Origin of the sequence: Faecalicatena contorta (genome assembly GCF_022835095.1) — a bacterium.
Classification (GTDB): Bacteria; Bacillota; Clostridia; order Lachnospirales; family Lachnospiraceae; genus Faecalicatena; species Faecalicatena contorta.
The window spans coordinates 3,514,936-3,534,109 of sequence record NZ_BQNQ01000001.1; the positions used below are offsets into that span (position 1 = coordinate 3,514,936).

The 19,174-nt window shown below is 45.1% G+C and carries 15 protein-coding genes and 1 pseudogene; 2 read left to right on the forward strand and 14 right to left on the reverse strand.

The genetic code is table 11. The features are described 5' to 3' along the window. Window positions 1-147: 147 nt before the first annotated feature. Together MWG26_RS15875 and MWG26_RS15880 are read right to left on the reverse strand one after the other, a co-directional pair. Entirely contained in the window at window positions 148-978 is an 831-nt protein-coding gene (locus MWG26_RS15875; RefSeq protein WP_240285803.1) for a carbohydrate ABC transporter permease, read from the reverse strand. Then, window positions 978-1,853 (reverse strand): carbohydrate ABC transporter permease, encoded by an 876-nt coding sequence (locus MWG26_RS15880; protein WP_025656724.1) that lies wholly within the window; start codon window positions 1,851-1,853, stop codon window positions 978-980. Before MWG26_RS15880 ends, MWG26_RS15875 begins: the two co-directional genes overlap by 1 nt. 1,350 nt (window positions 1,854-3,203) lie before the next feature. Between MWG26_RS15880 and MWG26_RS23045 the strand changes: the two are divergent. Continuing rightward, a pseudogene (locus MWG26_RS23045) lies at window positions 3,204-3,344 on the forward strand (histidine kinase); the annotation flags it as partial. Between the two features lie 38 nt (window positions 3,345-3,382). On the opposite strand, the gene MWG26_RS23050 reads toward MWG26_RS23045, so the two are convergent. Then, complete coding sequence (locus MWG26_RS23050) at window positions 3,383-4,054, reverse strand: dicarboxylate/amino acid:cation symporter (RefSeq protein ID WP_334301680.1); 672 nt, start codon at window positions 4,052-4,054, stop codon at window positions 3,383-3,385. Between MWG26_RS23050 and MWG26_RS15895 the strand changes: the two genes are divergently transcribed. Then, on the forward strand, window positions 3,950-4,228 hold the full coding sequence (locus tag MWG26_RS15895; protein WP_240285880.1) for a hypothetical protein: 279 nt from the start codon (window positions 3,950-3,952) through the stop codon (window positions 4,226-4,228). The two genes, MWG26_RS23050 and MWG26_RS15895, sit on opposite strands and share 105 nt — an antisense overlap. Before the next feature lie 308 nt (window positions 4,229-4,536). Here the strand turns inward: MWG26_RS15895 and MWG26_RS15900 are convergent, their stop codons facing one another. The 11 genes from MWG26_RS15900 to MWG26_RS15950 form a co-directional block, all read right to left on the reverse strand. Further along, on the reverse strand, window positions 4,537-5,394 hold the full coding sequence (locus tag MWG26_RS15900) for a DeoR/GlpR family DNA-binding transcription regulator (protein ID WP_025656720.1): 858 nt from the start codon (window positions 5,392-5,394) through the stop codon (window positions 4,537-4,539). A 64-nt stretch (window positions 5,395-5,458) separates the two neighbouring features. Beyond that, a complete protein-coding gene (gene ydjG / locus MWG26_RS15905) occupies window positions 5,459-6,439 on the reverse strand; it encodes an NADH-dependent methylglyoxal reductase (protein ID WP_025656719.1) in 981 nt (326 codons plus the stop codon). An 81-nt stretch (window positions 6,440-6,520) separates the two neighbouring features. Next, complete coding sequence (locus tag MWG26_RS15910) at window positions 6,521-7,507, reverse strand: carbohydrate kinase family protein (protein WP_025656718.1); 987 nt, start codon at window positions 7,505-7,507, stop codon at window positions 6,521-6,523. 3 nt (window positions 7,508-7,510) lie between these two features. Next, window positions 7,511-8,347: a ketose-bisphosphate aldolase gene (locus tag MWG26_RS15915; protein ID WP_025656717.1), complete on the reverse strand. Its 837-nt coding sequence runs from the start codon at window positions 8,345-8,347 to the stop codon at window positions 7,511-7,513. A gap of 23 nt (window positions 8,348-8,370) precedes the next feature. Beyond that, window positions 8,371-9,426, reverse strand: coding sequence for an NAD(P)-dependent alcohol dehydrogenase (locus MWG26_RS15920; protein WP_117440687.1), 1,056 nt, complete (start codon window positions 9,424-9,426; stop codon window positions 8,371-8,373). A 43-nt stretch (window positions 9,427-9,469) separates the two neighbouring features. Beyond that, on the reverse strand, window positions 9,470-10,846 hold the full coding sequence (locus MWG26_RS15925) for an MFS transporter (RefSeq protein ID WP_025656715.1): 1,377 nt from the start codon (window positions 10,844-10,846) through the stop codon (window positions 9,470-9,472). A 114-nt stretch (window positions 10,847-10,960) separates the two neighbouring features. Beyond that, complete coding sequence (locus MWG26_RS15930; protein ID WP_025656714.1) at window positions 10,961-11,647, reverse strand: beta/alpha barrel domain-containing protein; 687 nt, start codon at window positions 11,645-11,647, stop codon at window positions 10,961-10,963. Window positions 11,648-11,706: 59 nt separating this feature from the next. Next, window positions 11,707-12,783 (reverse strand): zinc-binding dehydrogenase, encoded by a 1,077-nt coding sequence (locus MWG26_RS15935; protein WP_117440686.1) that lies wholly within the window; start codon window positions 12,781-12,783, stop codon window positions 11,707-11,709. Window positions 12,784-13,246: 463 nt separating this feature from the next. Beyond that, on the reverse strand, window positions 13,247-14,836 hold the full coding sequence (locus MWG26_RS15940) for a sodium:solute symporter family transporter (RefSeq protein WP_025656712.1): 1,590 nt from the start codon (window positions 14,834-14,836) through the stop codon (window positions 13,247-13,249). Between the two features lie 88 nt (window positions 14,837-14,924). Further along, the gene (locus MWG26_RS15945; RefSeq protein ID WP_025656711.1) at window positions 14,925-16,136 is read right to left on the reverse strand and encodes an MFS transporter; all 1,212 of its coding nucleotides are present in this window, start codon (window positions 16,134-16,136) and stop codon (window positions 14,925-14,927) included. Window positions 16,137-16,167: 31 nt separating this feature from the next. After that, complete coding sequence (locus MWG26_RS15950; protein ID WP_025656710.1) at window positions 16,168-19,152, reverse strand: glycoside hydrolase family 2; 2,985 nt, start codon at window positions 19,150-19,152, stop codon at window positions 16,168-16,170. Between the last annotated feature and the right edge of the window lie 22 nt (window positions 19,153-19,174).

The following is a 19,174-nucleotide window of genomic DNA, read 5'->3' on the forward strand; positions in this document are numbered from 1 at the left end:
TACACAGCGTATAATATTTTCTTTTATACCCTGCAAAAATAAATTTCCCTGATTTGTTTGAATTAATATTTCTTTTCCTTTCTTTTGGAATTTCCTGATTTCCATACCCTTTCCTCTCTTTCACAACAATTCTGTTTCCCGACATTCTTAGCCCTTTACCGCTCCGGCAGTTTGTCCCCCCACAATATACCGTTGGCATAACAAATACATAATAATAACAGGCAGGCATGTGAGTAATATATCGGCACATATTAAATTCCAGCTTTTCTCAAACTGCCCGAAGAAATTATAGACGGCCAGTGTCATTGGCCATTTCTCCGAGGAATTTAAGAAATACAATGGCATAATAAACTCATTCCAATCATTTAAGAAACATAAGACACCTGCAGTCACCATACCTGGCTTTAGCATTGGCATAATGATACTTATGAAAAGCCTTATGGGGCCGCACCCGTCAATCACTGCCGCCTCATCTAAATCGACAGGTATCTTGCAGACAAATCCATATAAAAGAAACACAGTAAAGGGAAGCTGTGTAGCTGTATATAAAAGAATTATACCCAGGGCAGTGTTATTCATCTGCACCATCTGCATAACCTTCATCAATGCCACATAATTTATAGGTATTACAATCCCAAGTACTAAATAAAAGTATACAATCCTATTTTTCCTTCCTTTTCTCCTTGCGAAGAAATAGGCTGCCATACTTCCCAGAAATATTGTAATCAACATGGCTGCACCTGCATAAAGCAAGCTATTAAAAAAGCTTTCCAGAAGTTTTCCCTGCTTAATTACAACTGCAAAATGCTCGACTGTCCAATTCTTTGGCAGCTGCAGAGAAAGAGTATATGTTTCCTCGACCGGTTTAAATGCATTGACTAAAATCAACAGCAACGGTATTATCATCGTAAGAGAAACCAGCCAGGCAATCAGATTTTGCATTACGCTCTTTAATCTCTTTTTGCTTTTTGCCCCCACTATTCATGCACCTCCTCTCGTGTAAGAAACTGAATTAAAAACACTCCGATGCAAACCATGAATATAAACATAAGAGAACTTATAGTAGTACCTACCGCATACATTCCCTGGGAAAATTGTTTAAACACTGCTGTATACATCACCTCTGTTCTATGTCCGGGCCCCCCGTTGGTAAGTGCGTATACCATATCAAATACTTTTAATCCGTACAACACATTCAGGACAATCGTAACCGCCAGAGTAGGTCTTAATAAGGGTAATGTAACATTTTTAAACTTACTGAAGCTTCCTGCTCCATCCACACCAGCCGCTTCATAATAAGACTCTGGTATAGCCAGGATCCCTGCAATTAAAATCGTCATAATATATCCGGTCCCGCGCCATATATCCACCCCCATAACTGACCAAAATGCAATTTTAGGATCTGTCAGCCATTTCTGAGTCATACTCTCTAACCCAATCATCCTGAGCATTTCATTCAATACACCCGTTTTAGGATTTAATATGGAGGTAAACACCAGACCGATAATCAATATAGACAATACTGCCGGCATATACATAATACTTCTATGAAAATTAATAGCTTTGACCCCTTTACTGAGTATTACTGCCAGCAGCAGGGCTAATACTGTTTTTATCACTGTAGTAACAGCCGTAAACAGCAGGGTATTGCCAATATACCCCATATAATTTTCGTTCACATTAAAGATGTTTTTGAAATTATCCAGCCCTACAAAGTTAACTTTTTCTGAATACGCAGACCAATCAGTAAAGGAATAGCCAATTCCAAGCAAACTGGGGAAGACATACAGAATACTATATATCAGCAATGCCCCCGCTGCAAAATACCATGGGTAAATCTTGTTGCTTTTCACAACGCACCCCTCCTTTTTCTTATTTATTTGGATTATATTACATACTCCCCCCTTTTTTACATGTATATTTCCCGTTACTTTATGCCATTTTTTAACCATTCATAGATTTTGTTTATGCATTATGCTATAATTATCAAAAACTTAGAGAAAGAAGGATGGATATTGAAATATTATAATAAAAAGGGTATTCAAAAAATTTTATTTTCCAATATCCTTTCTACCATGCTTATTATCCTAATCTGCACTACTGCCATTTTTTCCGTTGCGCTTTACAATAATATGAAAAACAATGTGATTGACAGTCTGCAGCAAACCTGCTCCGCCGTCTCTAAGGATATTGATTTACAGCTACACCAATTAGATACCGTGTGTATCAATATCCTTTATTCCAACTTGATAAAAAATACATTTGGAGAGTATTCCGATACCACCAGTCACTCCTCCTATCAAAACAAACAATATGAGTCCACACTTTCAGGCTATCTCACCTCTATCCGAGGAGTCTACAGCGATATTCGCCAGATTAACTTGTACAGCTTAAACGGTGGGTGCTATGGTACCGGAAATTTTATCGGCTATCAAGATATTAATGCCAGCCTGCAAGAATGGTATCTGCCTACCATAGAAGCAGGCGGTTCCCGCTATATTCCTACTGCAGCAAAAAATGCCTTGCTTTCCAAAAGTGCAGGCACAAATTTAGATCGCTACTATCTTTCCCTTTACCGCCTTTATTTCGATAATTATCACCAGCCACAGGGGATTATTGAAGTAGCACAATATTATGACACTCTATTTGAGCGTGCATATCATTTAGAAAGCAGCTACAATATTAAAATTATGATATACGACTCTGATGGAAATCTTTTATTTCCTATTGTACAGGAATCGACTCAACCTTTTCCTTACTTCAAATTTCAGACAACAGACTCCAATGTAATAGAAGAAAGCATCAATGGCAAGAATGAATTAATGTGCTTTTCCAATATGGAAGAAATGGATTTCACTGTAGTTGCCGCCATCCAGAAAAATGAACTGTTTGCCCCTATATACACTTCTTTAGCCACGGTAATGCTGTTGCTTTTGGCTGCTACGCTTTTCTGCTATAAGATAGCACTTGCCCTATCCAGACGTCTCAGCGCGCCATTGACGGAAATGTATCATTACCTTACAAATTCCGAGGGAATCAATCAACAAATTGAACTTCCACTGGAAAACTCCGGAGTTCTGGAAATAGATGCCTTGAAAGATTCATTGAAGCACTTCCAAAAAAGACAAAAAGAAACGATTGATTCCATGCTGCTTTTAAAGGAACAAGAAGTGCAGTCACAAATGCTTGCCTTACAGTCACAAATGAATCCTCATTTTCTCTATAATTCTTTATCTACAATCAATGCTATGGCGGAAGAAGGTATGAACGAAGAAATCAGTGTCATGTGTAATAATATCACTGAAATATTGCGATATATATCCTCTAATAAAAAGCAAGTCACATCTTTGGAAGAGGAACTGGAACATTGTACTCACTATCTTCAATGCCTGCAATTAAGAATTGCTATGGGACCGGCTTCATCAATCAGAAAATCCAGAAATCGCTGTACAATCTCGTTTAAATTCTCAAGAACCTTTTTCAATGGCTCTGCCTTTTTCCCCATTGCCGTCATGCACAGGCCCATGATAATGGCAACTACTACTACAGACAGGATGGAACTGTTAGATGAGAATACGGAAAAGATATTAGACGGCACGGCATTTACAATTGTGACCAGGGGGTTATATCCTTCCATGGTGACCGCCTCTGTCACCATCTCTCCCGGAAGCTTTACATCAAACCAGCCCATACTTTTCACGAAATAGGCCGCCGCTCCTGCGAGGGCTGCAGCCACCGCATAGAAACAGATATATGTAATAAATGTCTTTCCTGCAATCTTGCCTAGGCGCTCCGGATCTGCCAAACTGCAGAGCGCCAGGCTCAGAGAGGTGATGACCAGCGGAACAATCGACATCTGAAGTCCCCGCATAAATACCTGCCCGATAATATAGAACAGCCCGATTCCTTCGATTCCGTCTGTCGCCGTGATATCCTGAAAGAAAATGGCATGAATCGTATTCCAGACATCACTGTTTCCATTTCCAAGCAGAAATTCTCTCAGCAGCAGACACAAAAAACCGGCGCAGAATCCGAACAGTACTGCAAACATCATCCGCCTGATGATCGACATTTTTTTCCTTCTCTTACCCATAAATTCCACCAACCTCTTCCTTCTTTGTTTTTGCTTTACATCGCTTCTCTATTTTTGGTTTTCCAAGAACGTCTCCGGCTTTCCCTCCCAACCTGTATTCCCCGTTATCAAGAAGAAAGAAATGCCGGTTTTTAGGGATTTACTCATACTTTTAAGGTTACGCGCCCCTGTCTTTGATCTACTTTTATTTTACATTTTATGGTGATTAATGTCAACATCATTTCTGTGTTTCAAATATTTTTAGTTGTTATTCACAACTTATCTATCCTATTTTTATGCATATTTTTGTTTTCGAAGCAATTTATTCTTTGTTTCAAATATTTTTACAGTCCATCGAGTCCATAACAAAGAAAGCTGCCCAAAATGGCAGCTTTTCTAATGGAGTTTGTTTCACAGTATAGCCGAAAACTCATGTATTCAGTTTTAGTTTATGGGTGTAGTCATTAATATATAAGCTCTATCCCGTTCTCCCTGCAGTAATGTATCCAGATATCGCTGGGCTGTCTGTCTGTGATAATATAGTTTACACTCTTCAGATCAATCAGGCATACGAATGCCGTCTGGTCAAACTTGGTATGATCCGCAAGGAGGGCCACCTCATCCGCCTGCTCAAGCATAATCTTTTTAATCTCCGCCTCGCTTTCATTGGAGTCCTGGACACCCTTTTCAATATCCACGCTTTTGCAGCTGATTAGGGCCACGCTGACATGGTATTTGGACATGTTGCTCTTCGCAAGCTGTCCCTGGAGAGACAGCGATTTCTTATTAAATTCGCCTCCCACGGATATGACATTTACCGCGGACTGCTGAAATTCACGGAATACTTCCGTGGAGTTGGTGACAATTGTGACATCCGGATTATCCTGCATCAGCTTCAGCGCCTCCATAACGGTGGTGCTGGAGTCTGCGATAATCGTGTGCTTTCCCTCAAGCAGCTCTGCCGTCTTGCGGGCGATATTCTGTTTTTCTTTCAGATTCTTAGACATTCTCTTATAAAAATGAATGCCTTCCTTCTGTACATCCGCATTCCAAATTGCTCCGCCGTGGATCCTGGTTACAACGCCCTCGGCTTCCAGCTTATCCAGATCCCGGCGGATTGTCTCTTCCGTCACGGAGCACTGACTGCTCAGCTCCGCAACAGATACTTTCTTCATATTCTGAATACATTGCCTGATGACCATCAGTCTCTCTCTGCTCGACATGCTTTCCTTCCTCTTCTCATTACTATTTTCAGTGCCTGTTTTCTTTAATAATATACCCGCCACTTGAGTTTTAGCAAGAGTTTTTTCCTTTGAAAGCATTTTTTTCTCCTTCGAACCACAAATTATTTCTTCGAAATGCGCAGTATCGGCTTTCGGGGTTCTCCTATTGATCAATGGCTTCCGCCATTGCACGCATTCTGAGCAGGTCGGAAGCGGAGATCTGGATGTCTGCCGCTTTTGCATTAACCGCGATCTGCTCTGCTGTTGTAGCGCCGCTCAGCAGGTTGATGTGCGGTCCCTGGTTCATGATCCATGCAAGTGCAAGCGTCGGAATATTGCAATTGTATTTTTCGCAGAATGGTTTCCAGTCATCCATCATATCCATCGCCTTCTGCATGTTCCCCGGCTGGAACCATTTCTTGTTTGCACGGGCGCCTGTGGGCACATAGTCTCTTGGAAGGGTTCCTGTCAGAAGTCCCTGCTCCAGCGGGGAATATGCCTGGAGTGTTACCTGATGCTCTTTGCAGATCGGCACCAGCTCCTCCTCAACTGCACGGTCAAGAACACTGTATTTTCCCTGGACAATATCCAGTTCTCCGTATTTTACGTATTCTGCAATGTGCTCTTTTGTCACATTAGCAGCACCGATTGCTTTAATTTTACCTTCCGCCTTCAACTCATTGAGCACTTCCATCGTCTCTGAGATCGGGGTAAAGAATGGCTCTACTGCCTGCCAGTGTGTCATATATACATCGATGTAGTCTGTCTGCAGCCTTCTCAGGCTCTCTTCGATCTCCTCACGGATGGATTCCGGTGACAGATTTTTATACAGCTGGGTGTCTCCGACCTTGTTGAACAGGGCGCCCTCTCTTGTCCATACGATGCCACATTTTGTTACAAGGCATACTTTTTCTCGGTCTACTTCTTTTAAGGCTTTACCGACGATAACTTCACTGTTTCCAAAATTATATCCCGGCGCTGTGTCGATCAGGTTGATTCCGAGATCTACTGCCTTTACGATTGTGTCGATACAGTCGCGCTCATCCAGGTCGCCGTTCCACGCCGGACCTCCGCCGATTGCCCATGTCCCAAGACCCATTTTGGAAATCTGTGTGCCTGATTTTCCTAACTCCATATATTTCATTTTTCTCACCAATCTTTCTGAATTTCTATATGTTATACCTTATTCTGCAGCTTTGCTGCAGACCCGCCCGAAGGGCATGTGTTACGGGGTGCCCCTTGGGTATTCTCTATTCTGCTGTCTGTGATACTCTTCCAGCCGCGCATCCACCTGCGCCCTGTTCTTCACACCTGTTGTCGCTCCAATACTCTGGACACTGATGGAGGCAGTCACATTTGCAAATTCCGCACACTCTTTCAGGCCTTTGCCTTCCAGGATGGCTGTAATAAAGCCGGATGCAAAGTTATCGCCTGCGCCGATCGTGTCAATCGCCGTTATGCCCTGCATTGCAGGAACCTCCAGGATACTGCCGTCCCGGCTCTTGATGAAACATCCTTTTTTACCGGTCTTAATCACGACATGCCCGATTCCACAGCCCAGAAATGTATCCGCTACCTTATTCAGATCCGTCTCTCCCGTCATCATGCAGGCTTCCTCGTAGTTCGGGAAGAAATAATCCACATAGCCCAGTGCTTCCCTGATATCGTCCAGCGTCTCGCCAAGCCTTGCCTTGATCATATCTGCACAGATAATCATGCCCTGTTTCTTTGCTTCCTGAAAAATCCGCACCAGCGCTTTACAGTCCAGAAGAGGATTATTGAAAATGCTGGCGAGTGAGAGCAGCCTTGCTTCGGACAGTTTGGAAAGGTCCACATCATCGATGGTCATTTTCCATAGGCTTCCATTTCGGTTTGTAACAAATGTCCGTTCCCCATCCTCTGTCACGAGCCCTACATTGATGGAGGTATCAACGCCTTCCCTGACCCGGATCCCTGAATCGTCAATCCCGTTCTTTTGGCAGTGTTCCCGGATGAAAGCGCCGACCGCATCTTTGCCGACCATGCTCATCAGCCCGATCCTGTGTCCAAGCCGGGACATGATTGTGGCCTCGTTAATTGCATCTCCGCCGATCGTCATAGATATCTGTTCCAGCGGATATGACTCTATCTCAAACATATCTCTGCATACCGGCCGCAGCGGGATATCAACAACCGCTGCACCCACACAGATTGCATCCAGTCTTTTTTCCACGTTTTATTCCGCCTTTCCGTCGTCTCCAAACAGATAGATTTTCTCCAGTGCACGCTGTTTTACTGCCGCTCTTACCGCTCTTTCCACCTCCAGGAATGGTTTTTCCACATTTGCCGCAATGGCAGTCATAGCTGCCTGGCACAATTCTGTGTGGATGTTGATTTTTGCGATTCCAAGGGAGATAGCCTTCTTAATATCCTCGTCGCCGATTCCGGAAGCTCCGTGAAGTACAAGCGGAACGGATACGGCGTCTCTTACTTTTTCTACCACCTCAAAGTTCAGCTGCGGCTCAGAAGTATAAACCCCATGCTGGTTTCCGATTGCTACTGCAAGGGAATCGCATCCTGTGCGCTCTACGAATTCTGCTGCCTGGGAGGGATCTGTGTACTGATAGCTTGCCAGCGCCTCCTCATATACCGTCTCATTTCCCACGTGTCCCAGTTCCGCCTCAACCGGGATTCCCAGTGGATGGAAATAGTCTACCACTTCTTTTGTCAGTCGGATGTTCTCCTCAAAATCATATGCGGAAGCATCTCTCATGACAGAGTTCATGCCATGGTTGTAGGCGTTCTGTACGATCTCCATGCTGCGGCCATGATCCCAGTGCGTAATGACCGGGACCGCCGCTTTCTTTGCCATAGAAACCATCATGTGGGAGAAGTCCTCAAATGAGGTATTCCCTACAAACCCGGTTCCGAAAGAAATGATGACCGGAGCCTTGGATTCTTCTGCTGCATCAATAACACCCATCAGCATTTCCGCATTCCATACATTAAAGTGCGGAATTGCAAACTTTCCTGCTTTTGCTTTATTTTCCCAATATCTGATATCTGCTAACATTTTTTATTCCTCTCTTCTCTTCCTTAATCACACACTTTGACTACGCCTTTTACCATCTCTGTTTTCTTAACCGGGTCAATCGCTTCTTCGAATGCCTTCTGAACATCCTTGTAATCATAGATGTTGGTAACCATATCTTTTACATTAAACTTACCGGAAGCAATCGCATCGATCGTCTGCGGGAAATTATTGCAGTAGCGGAATGCGGTCTGAATAGTAACTTCGCGGTTGATCTTCAGAAAATCGATCGGCACCGGTTGGGACTGTGTGCCCACCATCATGATCTTTCCGCCGCGGCTGACGATCTGAACGGCCTGCTGTGCAGTGAATACCGCGCCTGCCGCCTCAAATACAAGGTCTACGCCATGGTCCCCGTATAGTTCCGGTGATCTGAGCACAGCAACCGTATCCTGCTCCTTTCCGTTGATTACCCTCTTCGCTCCGAGTTTCATTGCAAGATCCAGACGTTTTTCAATCACATCCACCACCGTGATATCTGTTGCGCCAAGGCTCTTGCAGGCCTGCATTGTCATCAGGCCGATTGTGCCGCCGCCCAGAATCACGATGCTCATGCCTGGCTTTGCACCTCCGAGAATTGCTGCGTGCATTCCAACTGCCGCCGGTTCAACCAAAGCGCCCTCCAGTGTGGTCATCCCCTCCGGAAGATGGTATGTCCATTCTTCCGGAGGGGTCATGTACTGTGTCAGTGCGCCTTTATAATTCGGCTGTGTAGCCATGAAATCAACGCCCGGGCAGATGTTATAACGTCCGGTCCGGCAGTATTCGCATGTATCATCCGGCACACCCGGCTCGATCAACACTTTATCGCCCACTTTAAACCTGGTTACCTTTGCCCCGATTCCCACTACTTCACCTGCAACTTCATGTCCCAGGCCGATCTTCTGGTTCGGGTCTTTCGGCGGGATAAACGGCCCGCATTCGAATCCGTGGATATCGGATCCGCACATGCCGACATACTCAACCTTCATGAGAATCTCATGGTCTTTCGGCTCCGGAACCGGACATTCCTGAATCTCAAAGTGTTTCGGGGTTACTAAGATTGCTTCCGAATTTTTCATATGATATCCTTCCTTTCTGTGCAAAGGGGTCTGACCCCTTCTGTTATTCTACGTTTCCAATGTCCTCAACAGATTCGCCTCTTGTCTCTACGCCAAAGATGAAAATGCATACAGCAATGATTGCAGCAACGATAGAAATCAGTACAAACACTCCCGTGCTTCCAATGGAGCCTGCAATGTATGTCACAAGGAACGGGAAGAAAATATTGCTGACGCGGCCCATTGCGTTACAGAATCCGGAACCGGACATTTTTGCTGAGGTCGGCCACATTTCCGGGACGTATACCGCGGATGCGTAGCATACGTACATGTAAATAAATGTATTGAGGAAAAATGTAGTTACAATTAATGCGGTCATTGTGGTCTGCTGTCCTGTAATAATTCCCATGACAGCCATAGCAATCAGCAGGATCACCCCCATAACGCGTCTCGGAATTTTATCCATGATCAGAGATGCGATAAAGATTCCAAAAGGTGCGCCGAACAGTCCGAACATGGTCATAAACTGTGACTGTGATGTGTCATAACCTAAGGACCTTAATAGGGACGGCATCCAGGTCATCAATGTGTACTGGATCGTATTCATGCCGATCAGAACAAGGGAACCGACAATCGTTCTTTTTAAAAGCTTGCCCTTGAACAGTGCTGAATATGGCAGCTGCTTTACCTGCTTTGCTTCTTCTGTTACAGGCGGCAGTTTTTCACCTGTGGATGCTTCGATCTCTTTTTCAATCTTTGTCATGATCTCATCGGCTTCTTCTAATCTGCCCTGAGATTCCAGCCATCTCGGTGATTCCGGGTATTTCTTTGCAATCAGGATGGATGCGATGATGGAAAGAACAGACGGGATCATGAACTGAATTCTCCAGTTCATCATATAGCTGACGCCTGTTGAAACTATTAAAAATGCGATACCATTACAGATTGGATGCGCCCAGTTGCCGATGAAGGAATTCCGGCTCGACCATACCCCGCGGTTTCTGCCCGGTACATATTCTGTAAAACCGGCGAACAGTACGACCAGAAGTGCACCGAGACCGAATCCCTGAATCAGCCTGAAAACATAAAGTACGTAAATATTTGGTGATATTGCGCCGCCCACCATTGCGATGATATGTATAATTTCATATAAAAGGATGCTCTTTTTCCGGCCGATCTTATCGCCGATCGGCCCGCCCACCAGAGCGCCGAAGAGCTGACCGGCTGTATATGTAGTCCCCCACATTGCCAGAAGCTTTGTTCCCGGCTCCAGCCAGTGGATCTCATTCAGGAGGATATTCTGGACTGCTCCTCCGATTCCATTTGACCAGCAGACCAAAAGTGCAAAGGCGGATACCAGCCACATTTTGATATGCCACCCTGAATTCGGAAGACGATCCAGCCTTGCACCGATATTCACATTTTTTATATTTGAATTCATAACCTTTTCCTTTCTCTATCTCATTCTTTTGATACTTTTTTATATTCCGTATATTCATGCCGTAAAGGCTGCTCCCGCCGGCAGGCGCCTGGAACTGCCTGCCGGATCTCTGAATTATTGATCCAAAAGAGCGCTTTCCACTTCTTTTTCCATGATTCCCCACGCTTTTTCTATATCTTTATCTTTGTTCCAAAGCGCCGGCGGTCCTAAAACCACAACATCTGCCCCGGCTTCATACAGAGGCCCGTATACGTCTGCATTCATGGAGCCGTCTGCCTCGATTAAAAAGTCCAGCCCCATCTCCTCTCTCCATTGTACAAGAGTTCTGATTTTGTCGTACATCTGGACAATCACTTTCTGGCCTGCATATCCCGCGTCTACAATCATAATCGTAACTTTGGAAAGCAGCGGCAGGTAATACCGGATTGCCTCCAGCGGCGCGGCAGGATTCATTGCGATTCCCGCCTTGCAGCCCAGGGAAAGGATCTTGTTAATCGTGACAAACGCATCGCTCTCAATACAGTCCGTATGGGGGGTGATATAGGCTGCTCCCGCTTCAGCGCAAGCCTCGATGTAATCCTGGGGATGTTTTACCATTAAATGTGCGTCCATGGGTGTATGGACTACCTTCCCCAGCACGGTCATAAAATCCGGTCCCACGCCAAATGTCTTTACATAATTTCCGTCCTTGATATCAATATGCAGAAAATCGGCCTTTTCGTCGATGCAGCGTACCTGGTGTTCAAAATCATATAAGTCACAGCATCCCATGGATGGTGCAAGCAGTAATTTTTTTTCCATATTCACTCGCTCTCTTATTCTCCAACTAAGTTCCATATGTTCTTTATTTTAACCCTTATTTAATCTTCAAAGTCATAGTGGAAAATTACTTTGATCGCTTCTTTATCTGCCATAGCCTTAAATCCTTCTTCCCACTGTGAAAGCCCCAATCTGTGGGTGATCATCGGCTGTACTTTGATCATTCCTGATTCCAGAAGGCGGAGTGCATTCCTCCAGGATGTGGAGTCATATGCCATGTGTCCGATAATGCTCTTATTCCAGGATGTAATATCGTTGATGGAGAACTCAAGCGGCTTGAATCCCATGCCTACACGGACAACCTCGCCGTTCGGACGAAGCATCTCGATAGCCTGCTTCAGTGCGATGTTGGCGCCGGAGCACTCTACAACCAGCCCCAGATTGTCTCTTCCGCAGATCTCGGTACATCTCTTCACGACATCTTCTTTGGATCCGTTAACTACATGTGTGGCACCCAGTTCTTTTGCAACGGCAAAACGGACTTTTTTGTCTTCTTCCAGGCCGACCATTACGATATTGACTGCCCCCATGATCCTTGCAACCTGTACAGCGAATAACCCGAGCGGTCCGGTTCCGAATACAACAACGTCCTGTCCCGGAAGGAGATGGGCCTGCTGTGCGATTGCTTTGTAAGAGTTACAGATCGGATCGAGTACTGCTGCCTCTTCATATTTAACATTCTCCGGAATCTCCCAGATTGCATGTTTATGTATTCTCAGGATCTCTCCCGGAACCTTGCAGTATTTTGAAAAGCCGCCGCCCCAGGTATTGTTGTCCAGTCCAAGGTTCACCTTGTTCTCGCAGCAGAGGAAGTCGCCCTGTTCACATGCCGGGCAGACACCGCATACATGGGCGCTGTTGTCAGATACTACCCGCTGTCCGACCTTCCAGTCCTTCACCAGCTCCCCGACCTTCACGATCTCGCCTGCGAACTCATGTCCGCGGATGGAATTGAATTCATCGGAACCGTTGTCCACTTTGTAATGCTTCATGTCTGCACCACAGATTGCCGCTGCCTTGATCTCAATAATAATGTCCTCCGGTCCGCATTCAGGCTCCGGCACATCTATCATCCGATATCCACCAAACTCTTTACCATACCTTGCTAACGCTTTCATAATTATTCTCCTTTTTATAAACATATATTTTATTGCTGCTTTGCAAAATCTGTTTCCGGCCGGAAACGTTGTTTCTTTTGATTTAACTAAATTTTACACCCGTCCTTTGTTTTAGTCAATCATTTTCTGTGTTTTAAAGATAAATTCGTCATTTTATACAGATATCACTACCGTTTCAAATGTATAACTCCTGTTTTATCGTCTTTAATCTTGTGTATTTTTACAAATATCTTTGTTTCAAAGATTTTTTCCTAGTTTTTATTGAAATACCTATACTTTAAGAATCACATTTTAAATTTTTTTCGTTAAAAGTTAAAAAGATCATTTTCCCTCTGCTTCATACTGACTCAGGAAAATGATCTTTTATTAAAAGGGGTCTGACCCCTTTGCAGGATGGTCTGTCCTTTTTATTCAATTATTTCATAATCTAGATGCTGGTACTGCTCATACCAATATTTTCTCACTATTGCATCACAAACAGTACAAGATACTGTATGATGAAAAACAGCGCAAGCCCCCATGCATACTTGTCCATACAGCCCGGAAGATCTCCGGCCATTTCCGGGTTTTCTTTCATTTGAAGCCGAATTTCAAGCCGGCATCCCTTCAGCGTATAGGTATCGGCTGTCTGATCCGGCTGTCTTTTATGAAGTATACTGGCCAGATATCCGATTCCCATAGTAAGTGCCAATCCTGTCACGTTATACCAGAGATAGTTGACCGGAAACAGCCGTGCCAGTATCACAGTTCCTGCCACACCTGCGAAGAACCCTATAGAAACCCCAAAATCATTTGCCTTTTCCGTAAGCATACCCAGTAAAAACATCCCAAGAATCGCTCCGCACAGATATGAAATATAGCTTCCCACTGTAGCCAGTATGGAGGCGGTAGTATCCATATATGCAAAGGAAGCAAAGATAACGATAATAACGGCCATTGTCAGTGTAAAGTATCGCGAAACCTTAAGTGACGCCTCACGTTTCCCTTTTAATACCCTTTTTTCATAGATATCTTTAATAAATACAGTTGCCATAGAATTCAACAGGGAATCCACACTTGACATAGCTGCAGCGAAAATTCCGGCAATAATGCATCCCATCACTCCCACAGGTACCTGGTCTGCGATAAATTGAATCATTACCTGATTTGTATTCTTAAATACTTGGCCATTATATACTGAAAACATAATAAATCCGATTATCATAAATAAAAAGTACATGGTATTCATCAGGATTCCGCTCGTCAAAAGAGAGCGTTTCACTGCTTTCACTGATTTAGCAGCAAACATACGCTGCACTTGTGACTGGTCAGCCATATAATACTGCATCCAGAGAATACCGCCTCCCAGCAGGGTCACGAAAAAACCGTTTTCTGCCTCCAGGCTGAGTGAAAAGTCCAGTGCCGTCAGTTTTCCAGCCTCCCGTGCCACCTGAATGGTGTCCCAAAAGCCGATATCTAAATTCTGCAGTGCCAGGAAAACAATTGCGAACAGCCCGCCCCATACCACTGCCATCTGAATAGCATCCGTCCATATCACAGCCTTGATACCCCCTAAAAGTGTATACCCCGTGGATATAATCACAATGAGTACTAAAATGAAACGGATATCCCAACCGGTCAGCTGACTGATGATGAGTGATGGAATATAAACCATAGAACTCACCTGAATCAGGGCCGTCACTAAAAAACCGGCGGCCCCAAGAATTCTGCTCTTTTCCCCAAACCGTTTCTGCAGATATTCATAACATGAAGTAACCCGGATGTGATATAAAAACGGCAGAAACCAGCAACAGACAATAGCCAGCACAAGGGGAATGCTGGCATTTAGCATAAAGGCCTTCATTCCGGACTGGTAAGACCAGCCCGGACCTCCTATCAGACCATTTCCACTGATTGTAGTTGCGGCAATAGACAGCGCCACCGGCATCCAGCCCATTGACCGGCCTGCCACAAAGTAATCTTCCTGTGTTTCATTCCCTCTGCCCAGCCTGACTCCCATATAAAGCAGGCCGCCCAGATAAATCACAATAATTCCCAGATCGATAATTGACATGTTTCTCCTCCACACCTCATACTGTCTCTGCTATAGCAGGCCTGCCATACATGGCATCCCGGCCGGCGACATGCTTCTTGGGCGCTGGCTATTGTGCGGCCTGCCCTGTAAGCTGTTTTGCTGCTTTTTCCTTTTTATCCATTGTTACAACAATGGCTCCGAAGGCAACCGCTAATACAGCAATCACGCCTCCCGCAAGCCGATATACATTCGCGACGCCAATCGCATCAACAAGCGTACCGCCAACAACACCTGCAACCGTATTTCCGACTCCTGCATACATGGCAACCGCAAAGGTCTGCGCAGTACTGGAAAGCTCCTTCTTCGTAATACGTGCGATAAAGTATACGGATGCCGGCAGGAACAGTCCGTAAGATAATCCTTGCAGCGCAGTCATCCAGATTAACTGCGTCGGTGTTGTGGCAAAGGATGGAAGCAGGACTCTCAGTATGAAAAAGCACATTGAGATAAACAGCAGATGGGAGTCCTTCATTTTCCTCAGAATAATCCCTGCGAGAAATAATGCCGGCACCTCACTCAGTCCCAGTACGGACCATGCATACCCCAGCTGTTCAGTAGTACCTCCCACCTGCGTCATCAGAGTCGTCAGGAAACCGTGCGCCGAACGGAACGCTACATATAGTAAAGTCGCCACAATGACAAATGCCACGTATCCATAATTTGTTGCTAACAGCTTTAAGTCTGTAAACTTTACTTTTTCCTTTTCAATAGAATTGTTTGTATCCTTAGGTCCAAGGCAGCCCAGGACTGCAATTACCATCATCGCAATGAATAGTATAAACATCCACTGGAACCCGTTTTTATCGAAAAAACCGCCCACAATCGCCGATGTGGCCGCATATCCTAAGGAGGCAATGCCACGTGTAATACCGTAATTTGTGGTTGGGTTAATCTGCGCATCCAGTACAGTCCAGTTGTCAATCAGAGGATACACCGCCTGAATGACAAATGAGATTGCGGTGGAGAAAAACAAAATCGCCATATAACTGCTTCCCGTAAAATAAAACAGTGCCGCCAGCACCGATCCGCCAAGCAGGGTACATATCATTACTTTTTTAATGGACCCGATTCTATCACAGATATAACCGAATACAGGCTGCCCGATAATACTCGCCAGTGAGTTGGCCGATATAATAACCCCCAGCTGTGTGTTAGAGCATCCCAGACTTAATATATAAGGACTTAAGTAGGCAAACAGGATACAGAATCCCGCCCAGTATGCCGTCTGGATTATTGTAAAGCTAATATTCTCTTTTGTAAAAAATTTCTTTAAACTCATCCTTCTCTTCTCCTTTATCCGCGCTCATTCTTTATGGTTCAAAACTAAACTGCAGCGTATACTTCATTGTTTCTTCATTTAATTTATATATATCTTTCAGTTCTGGCCCGCAGCTCTGCGATCCAATCCCACTCATTTTATAATCAAGGCACAAAACCGAAGCGGACGATTCCTGCAATTCATGATTATGCTTTTTCATCGTCAGCTCTTCCTGAGTAAAGGGAAGAATCTGGAATGAGAAAGTGTCCTCTGATGATACCGATATTGTCTGGCCGGCTGCATTTTTTACAGCTGCCTCGTAAGTATGTAGATGACTTCCGTTTTCCTGCGGCCTTATGTGCTCCTCCATCATCCCTCTGACCGTCGCCTGATAGCGTCCGAATCTGGATGCCTGGTGCTTGTCCACGTAGGCATCTTCCGGTCCGTATCCCATGTATGAAACATTGTCAAATTTCTCCGGAAGAAACATACGTATCCCAAACCTTGGAAGATACGGCATCTCCGGATTTTTCGTTCCCTCGATATCCGTCACTATTGTTCCATCCGCGAAGATACGCCAGTAAGATTCCACCCCCACGCATGTTTGGATATGCGAAGCTGCCAGTTCAAGAGAAGAATGGATTAGAATGCTTTCCACTTCTTGTGATACCTCCGTCTGTCTGACACAAGCTTGTATCCTGTCGTATCCTGCTTTGATCCATTCCAGCTTTGCCAGGCGGTCATTGTCTGTCGGGGCTCTCCAGATATTATACTGTATCGGCACATTTGTGTACATACAGCCATGACAGATGATCCTGTCAGGAGCACCTTTATACTTATCAAAACGGTATTCAAATGCTTCGCCGGATACCAGGATATATCTCTCCTCTTCTCTCACCTGTATTTTCCCTTTTACAGGATTTGCAGGCGCCGTTTTATAGTCTTCCTTCAGGAAAAATTGATCAAATCCCAAAACTGCATCTTTTCCTGCAGCCTCTTTCCCACTGACCGCCCGGTATTCCAAAGTCAGTGTCCAGACGCCTTGTCCCAGCGGCGGTATGGTGAGCTGATACTGTTTCTTTTTATGCGCCGGATGGCAGGAGGGGTACAGATTATTCTGATCGATTATCCTGCCGTTGCATGCCACCTCGTAATGAATGTAAAGCCTTTCTTCCAGACTTGTGAAGTCCATTTTATTCTCCAGCTCTACCACACCATTTACCTGATCCGTCAGTACAGCACGTACCGGACGGTGCACATTTTTAAATTCCTTAAGCCCATTATGGGGAGTTCTGTCCGGAAACACCAGTCCATCCACACAAAAGTTATCGTCGTGCAGTTCTTCGCCAAAGTCCCCGCCATAGCTGTAGTTATCCCTGCCGTTTGCCGTTTTCCCCATATATACGGCATGGTCGCACCATTCCCAGACGAAGCCTCCCAGTATTCTGGGATTTGCCTCAAATACCTTTTGATAATCTTCCAGGTCACCCGGGCCGTTTCCCATCGCATGTGCATATTCAATCAGCATATATGGTTTGTTCCATTCCGGTTTTTTCAGGTATTCTTCTATCCCCTCAACGGAATCATACATTCTTGTATATAAGTCCAGCATGGATACATCATTGCTGTGTCCACCGGTTTCCCATATGCTGCCTTCATACTGCAGCAGGCGTGATGGATCAAATGTCTTGACCCAGCGCGCTGCCACCTCCATGCTTGGTCCATAACCGGCTTCATTGCCCAAAGACCAGATGATGACACAAGTTCTGTTTTTGTCACGGATGACGCACCTTTGTACTCTGTCCATGACGGCCGCTGAAAACACCGGATTCTGTACAATATCGCCATACGTCCCGTCACAGGATCCTCCGTATTTTTCAGCTGCCCCGTGTGACTCCAGGTCTGCTTCATCCAGAACATAAAACCCGTATTCATCACAAAGTTCCATAAACCACGGCGCATTAGGGTAATGGCTGGTTCGGATAGCATTCACATTGTGCTGCTTCATGAGGTGCAGGTCCCTTACTGCCTGTTCCCGGTCTATGGCCGCCCCCGTCACCGGATCAGAATCATGCCGGTTCACCCCTCGGATTTTTATAGGTACCTGGTTTAGGAGGACTACAGATTTTTCAATTTCAATCTGCCGGAAACCGATTCTCTGTATAATGGTCTCCTCATCGGAAACCAATTTCAGCGTATAAAGTTTTGGCTGCTCCGCATTCCAGAGCACCGGATTTTTAACTGTAAACTGCAGCCGGTCGCCCTTGCCCTCAATTTCAGCAAGCGTTTCCCCCTCAGGTGTTTCCAATATCCCCCTGAGATGAGCCGGCATCATCTCATTTAGGTATTCCAGTTCTACATGGAGTTCCCCGCTCTTTAAATCTTCTGTTAAGAATGTACGGATTGTTAAGTCCCGTATATGCTGAGCCGGGCGCTCTAAAAGATAGACATCCCTGAATATTCCTGACATCCTAAATTTGTCCTGGTCTTCCAGATAGCTTCCGTCGCACCATTTAAGAACCAATACCGCCAGCCTATTTTCCCCTGCACAGACCAAATCGGTAATATCAAATTCGCTGGTTGAGTGTGCCACCTGGCTATATCCTGCGAAATTCCCATTGACCCATACATAAAAACAGGAATCAACCCCCTCAAAATTCAGATACTGCCTGTTTTTAAGCGCCTCTTCCGACAGGCTGAAAACATGGACATATGCTCCCGACGGATTTTCCTTCGGGACAAAAGGCGGACGGTAGGGAAACGGATAATAGTTGCAAACATATTGGTGGGTATCGTATCCGTAATTCTGCCAGCAGCCAGGTACCGGTATTTCGTCCCAGCTTTGTGACTGGTAATCCGGCGCATAGAACCCCTCCGGTATTTCTGCCGGATTTGATGCATAATAGAACTTCCAGCACCCATTTAAACTTAGCCTGGATGTTGTGCCATCAGCCTTGTTCGGAATATAGTATGCCCGGTTTTCCATGGTGCCCATATGTAGTATCTCCGGATTCTCATGGTAATTTTCTAATCGCATGCTCTTTTCTCCTTTATTTTTC

What these genes read in the sequence shown, in the direction of transcription:
- MWG26_RS23050 (WP_334301680.1), bottom strand. Translation starts at nt 4,054, where the DNA reads ATGATGTTTGCAGTACTGTTCGGATTCTGCGCCGGTTTTTTGTGTCTG.
- MWG26_RS15940 (WP_025656712.1), bottom strand. Translation starts at nt 14,836, where the DNA reads ATGTCAATTATCGATCTGGGAATTATTGTGATTTATCTGGGCGGCCTG.
- MWG26_RS15900 (WP_025656720.1), bottom strand. Translation starts at nt 5,394, where the DNA reads ATGCTTTCAAAGGAAAAAACTCTTGCTAAAACTCAAGTGGCGGGTATA.
- MWG26_RS15930 (WP_025656714.1), bottom strand. Translation starts at nt 11,647, where the DNA reads ATGGAAAAAAAATTACTGCTTGCACCATCCATGGGATGCTGTGACTTA.
- MWG26_RS15950 (WP_025656710.1), bottom strand. Translation starts at nt 19,152, where the DNA reads ATGCGATTAGAAAATTACCATGAGAATCCGGAGATACTACATATGGGC.
- MWG26_RS15915 (WP_025656717.1), bottom strand. Translation starts at nt 8,347, where the DNA reads ATGTTAGCAGATATCAGATATTGGGAAAATAAAGCAAAAGCAGGAAAG.
- MWG26_RS15895 (WP_240285880.1), top strand. Translation starts at nt 3,950, where the DNA reads ATGAATCGTATTCCAGACATCACTGTTTCCATTTCCAAGCAGAAATTC.
- MWG26_RS15925 (WP_025656715.1), bottom strand. Translation starts at nt 10,846, where the DNA reads ATGAATTCAAATATAAAAAATGTGAATATCGGTGCAAGGCTGGATCGT.
- MWG26_RS15920 (WP_117440687.1), bottom strand. Translation starts at nt 9,426, where the DNA reads ATGAAAAATTCGGAAGCAATCTTAGTAACCCCGAAACACTTTGAGATT.
- ydjG (WP_025656719.1), bottom strand. Translation starts at nt 6,439, where the DNA reads ATGAAATATATGGAGTTAGGAAAATCAGGCACACAGATTTCCAAAATG.
- MWG26_RS15935 (WP_117440686.1), bottom strand. Translation starts at nt 12,783, where the DNA reads ATGAAAGCGTTAGCAAGGTATGGTAAAGAGTTTGGTGGATATCGGATG.
- MWG26_RS15945 (WP_025656711.1), bottom strand. Translation starts at nt 16,136, where the DNA reads ATGAGTTTAAAGAAATTTTTTACAAAAGAGAATATTAGCTTTACAATA.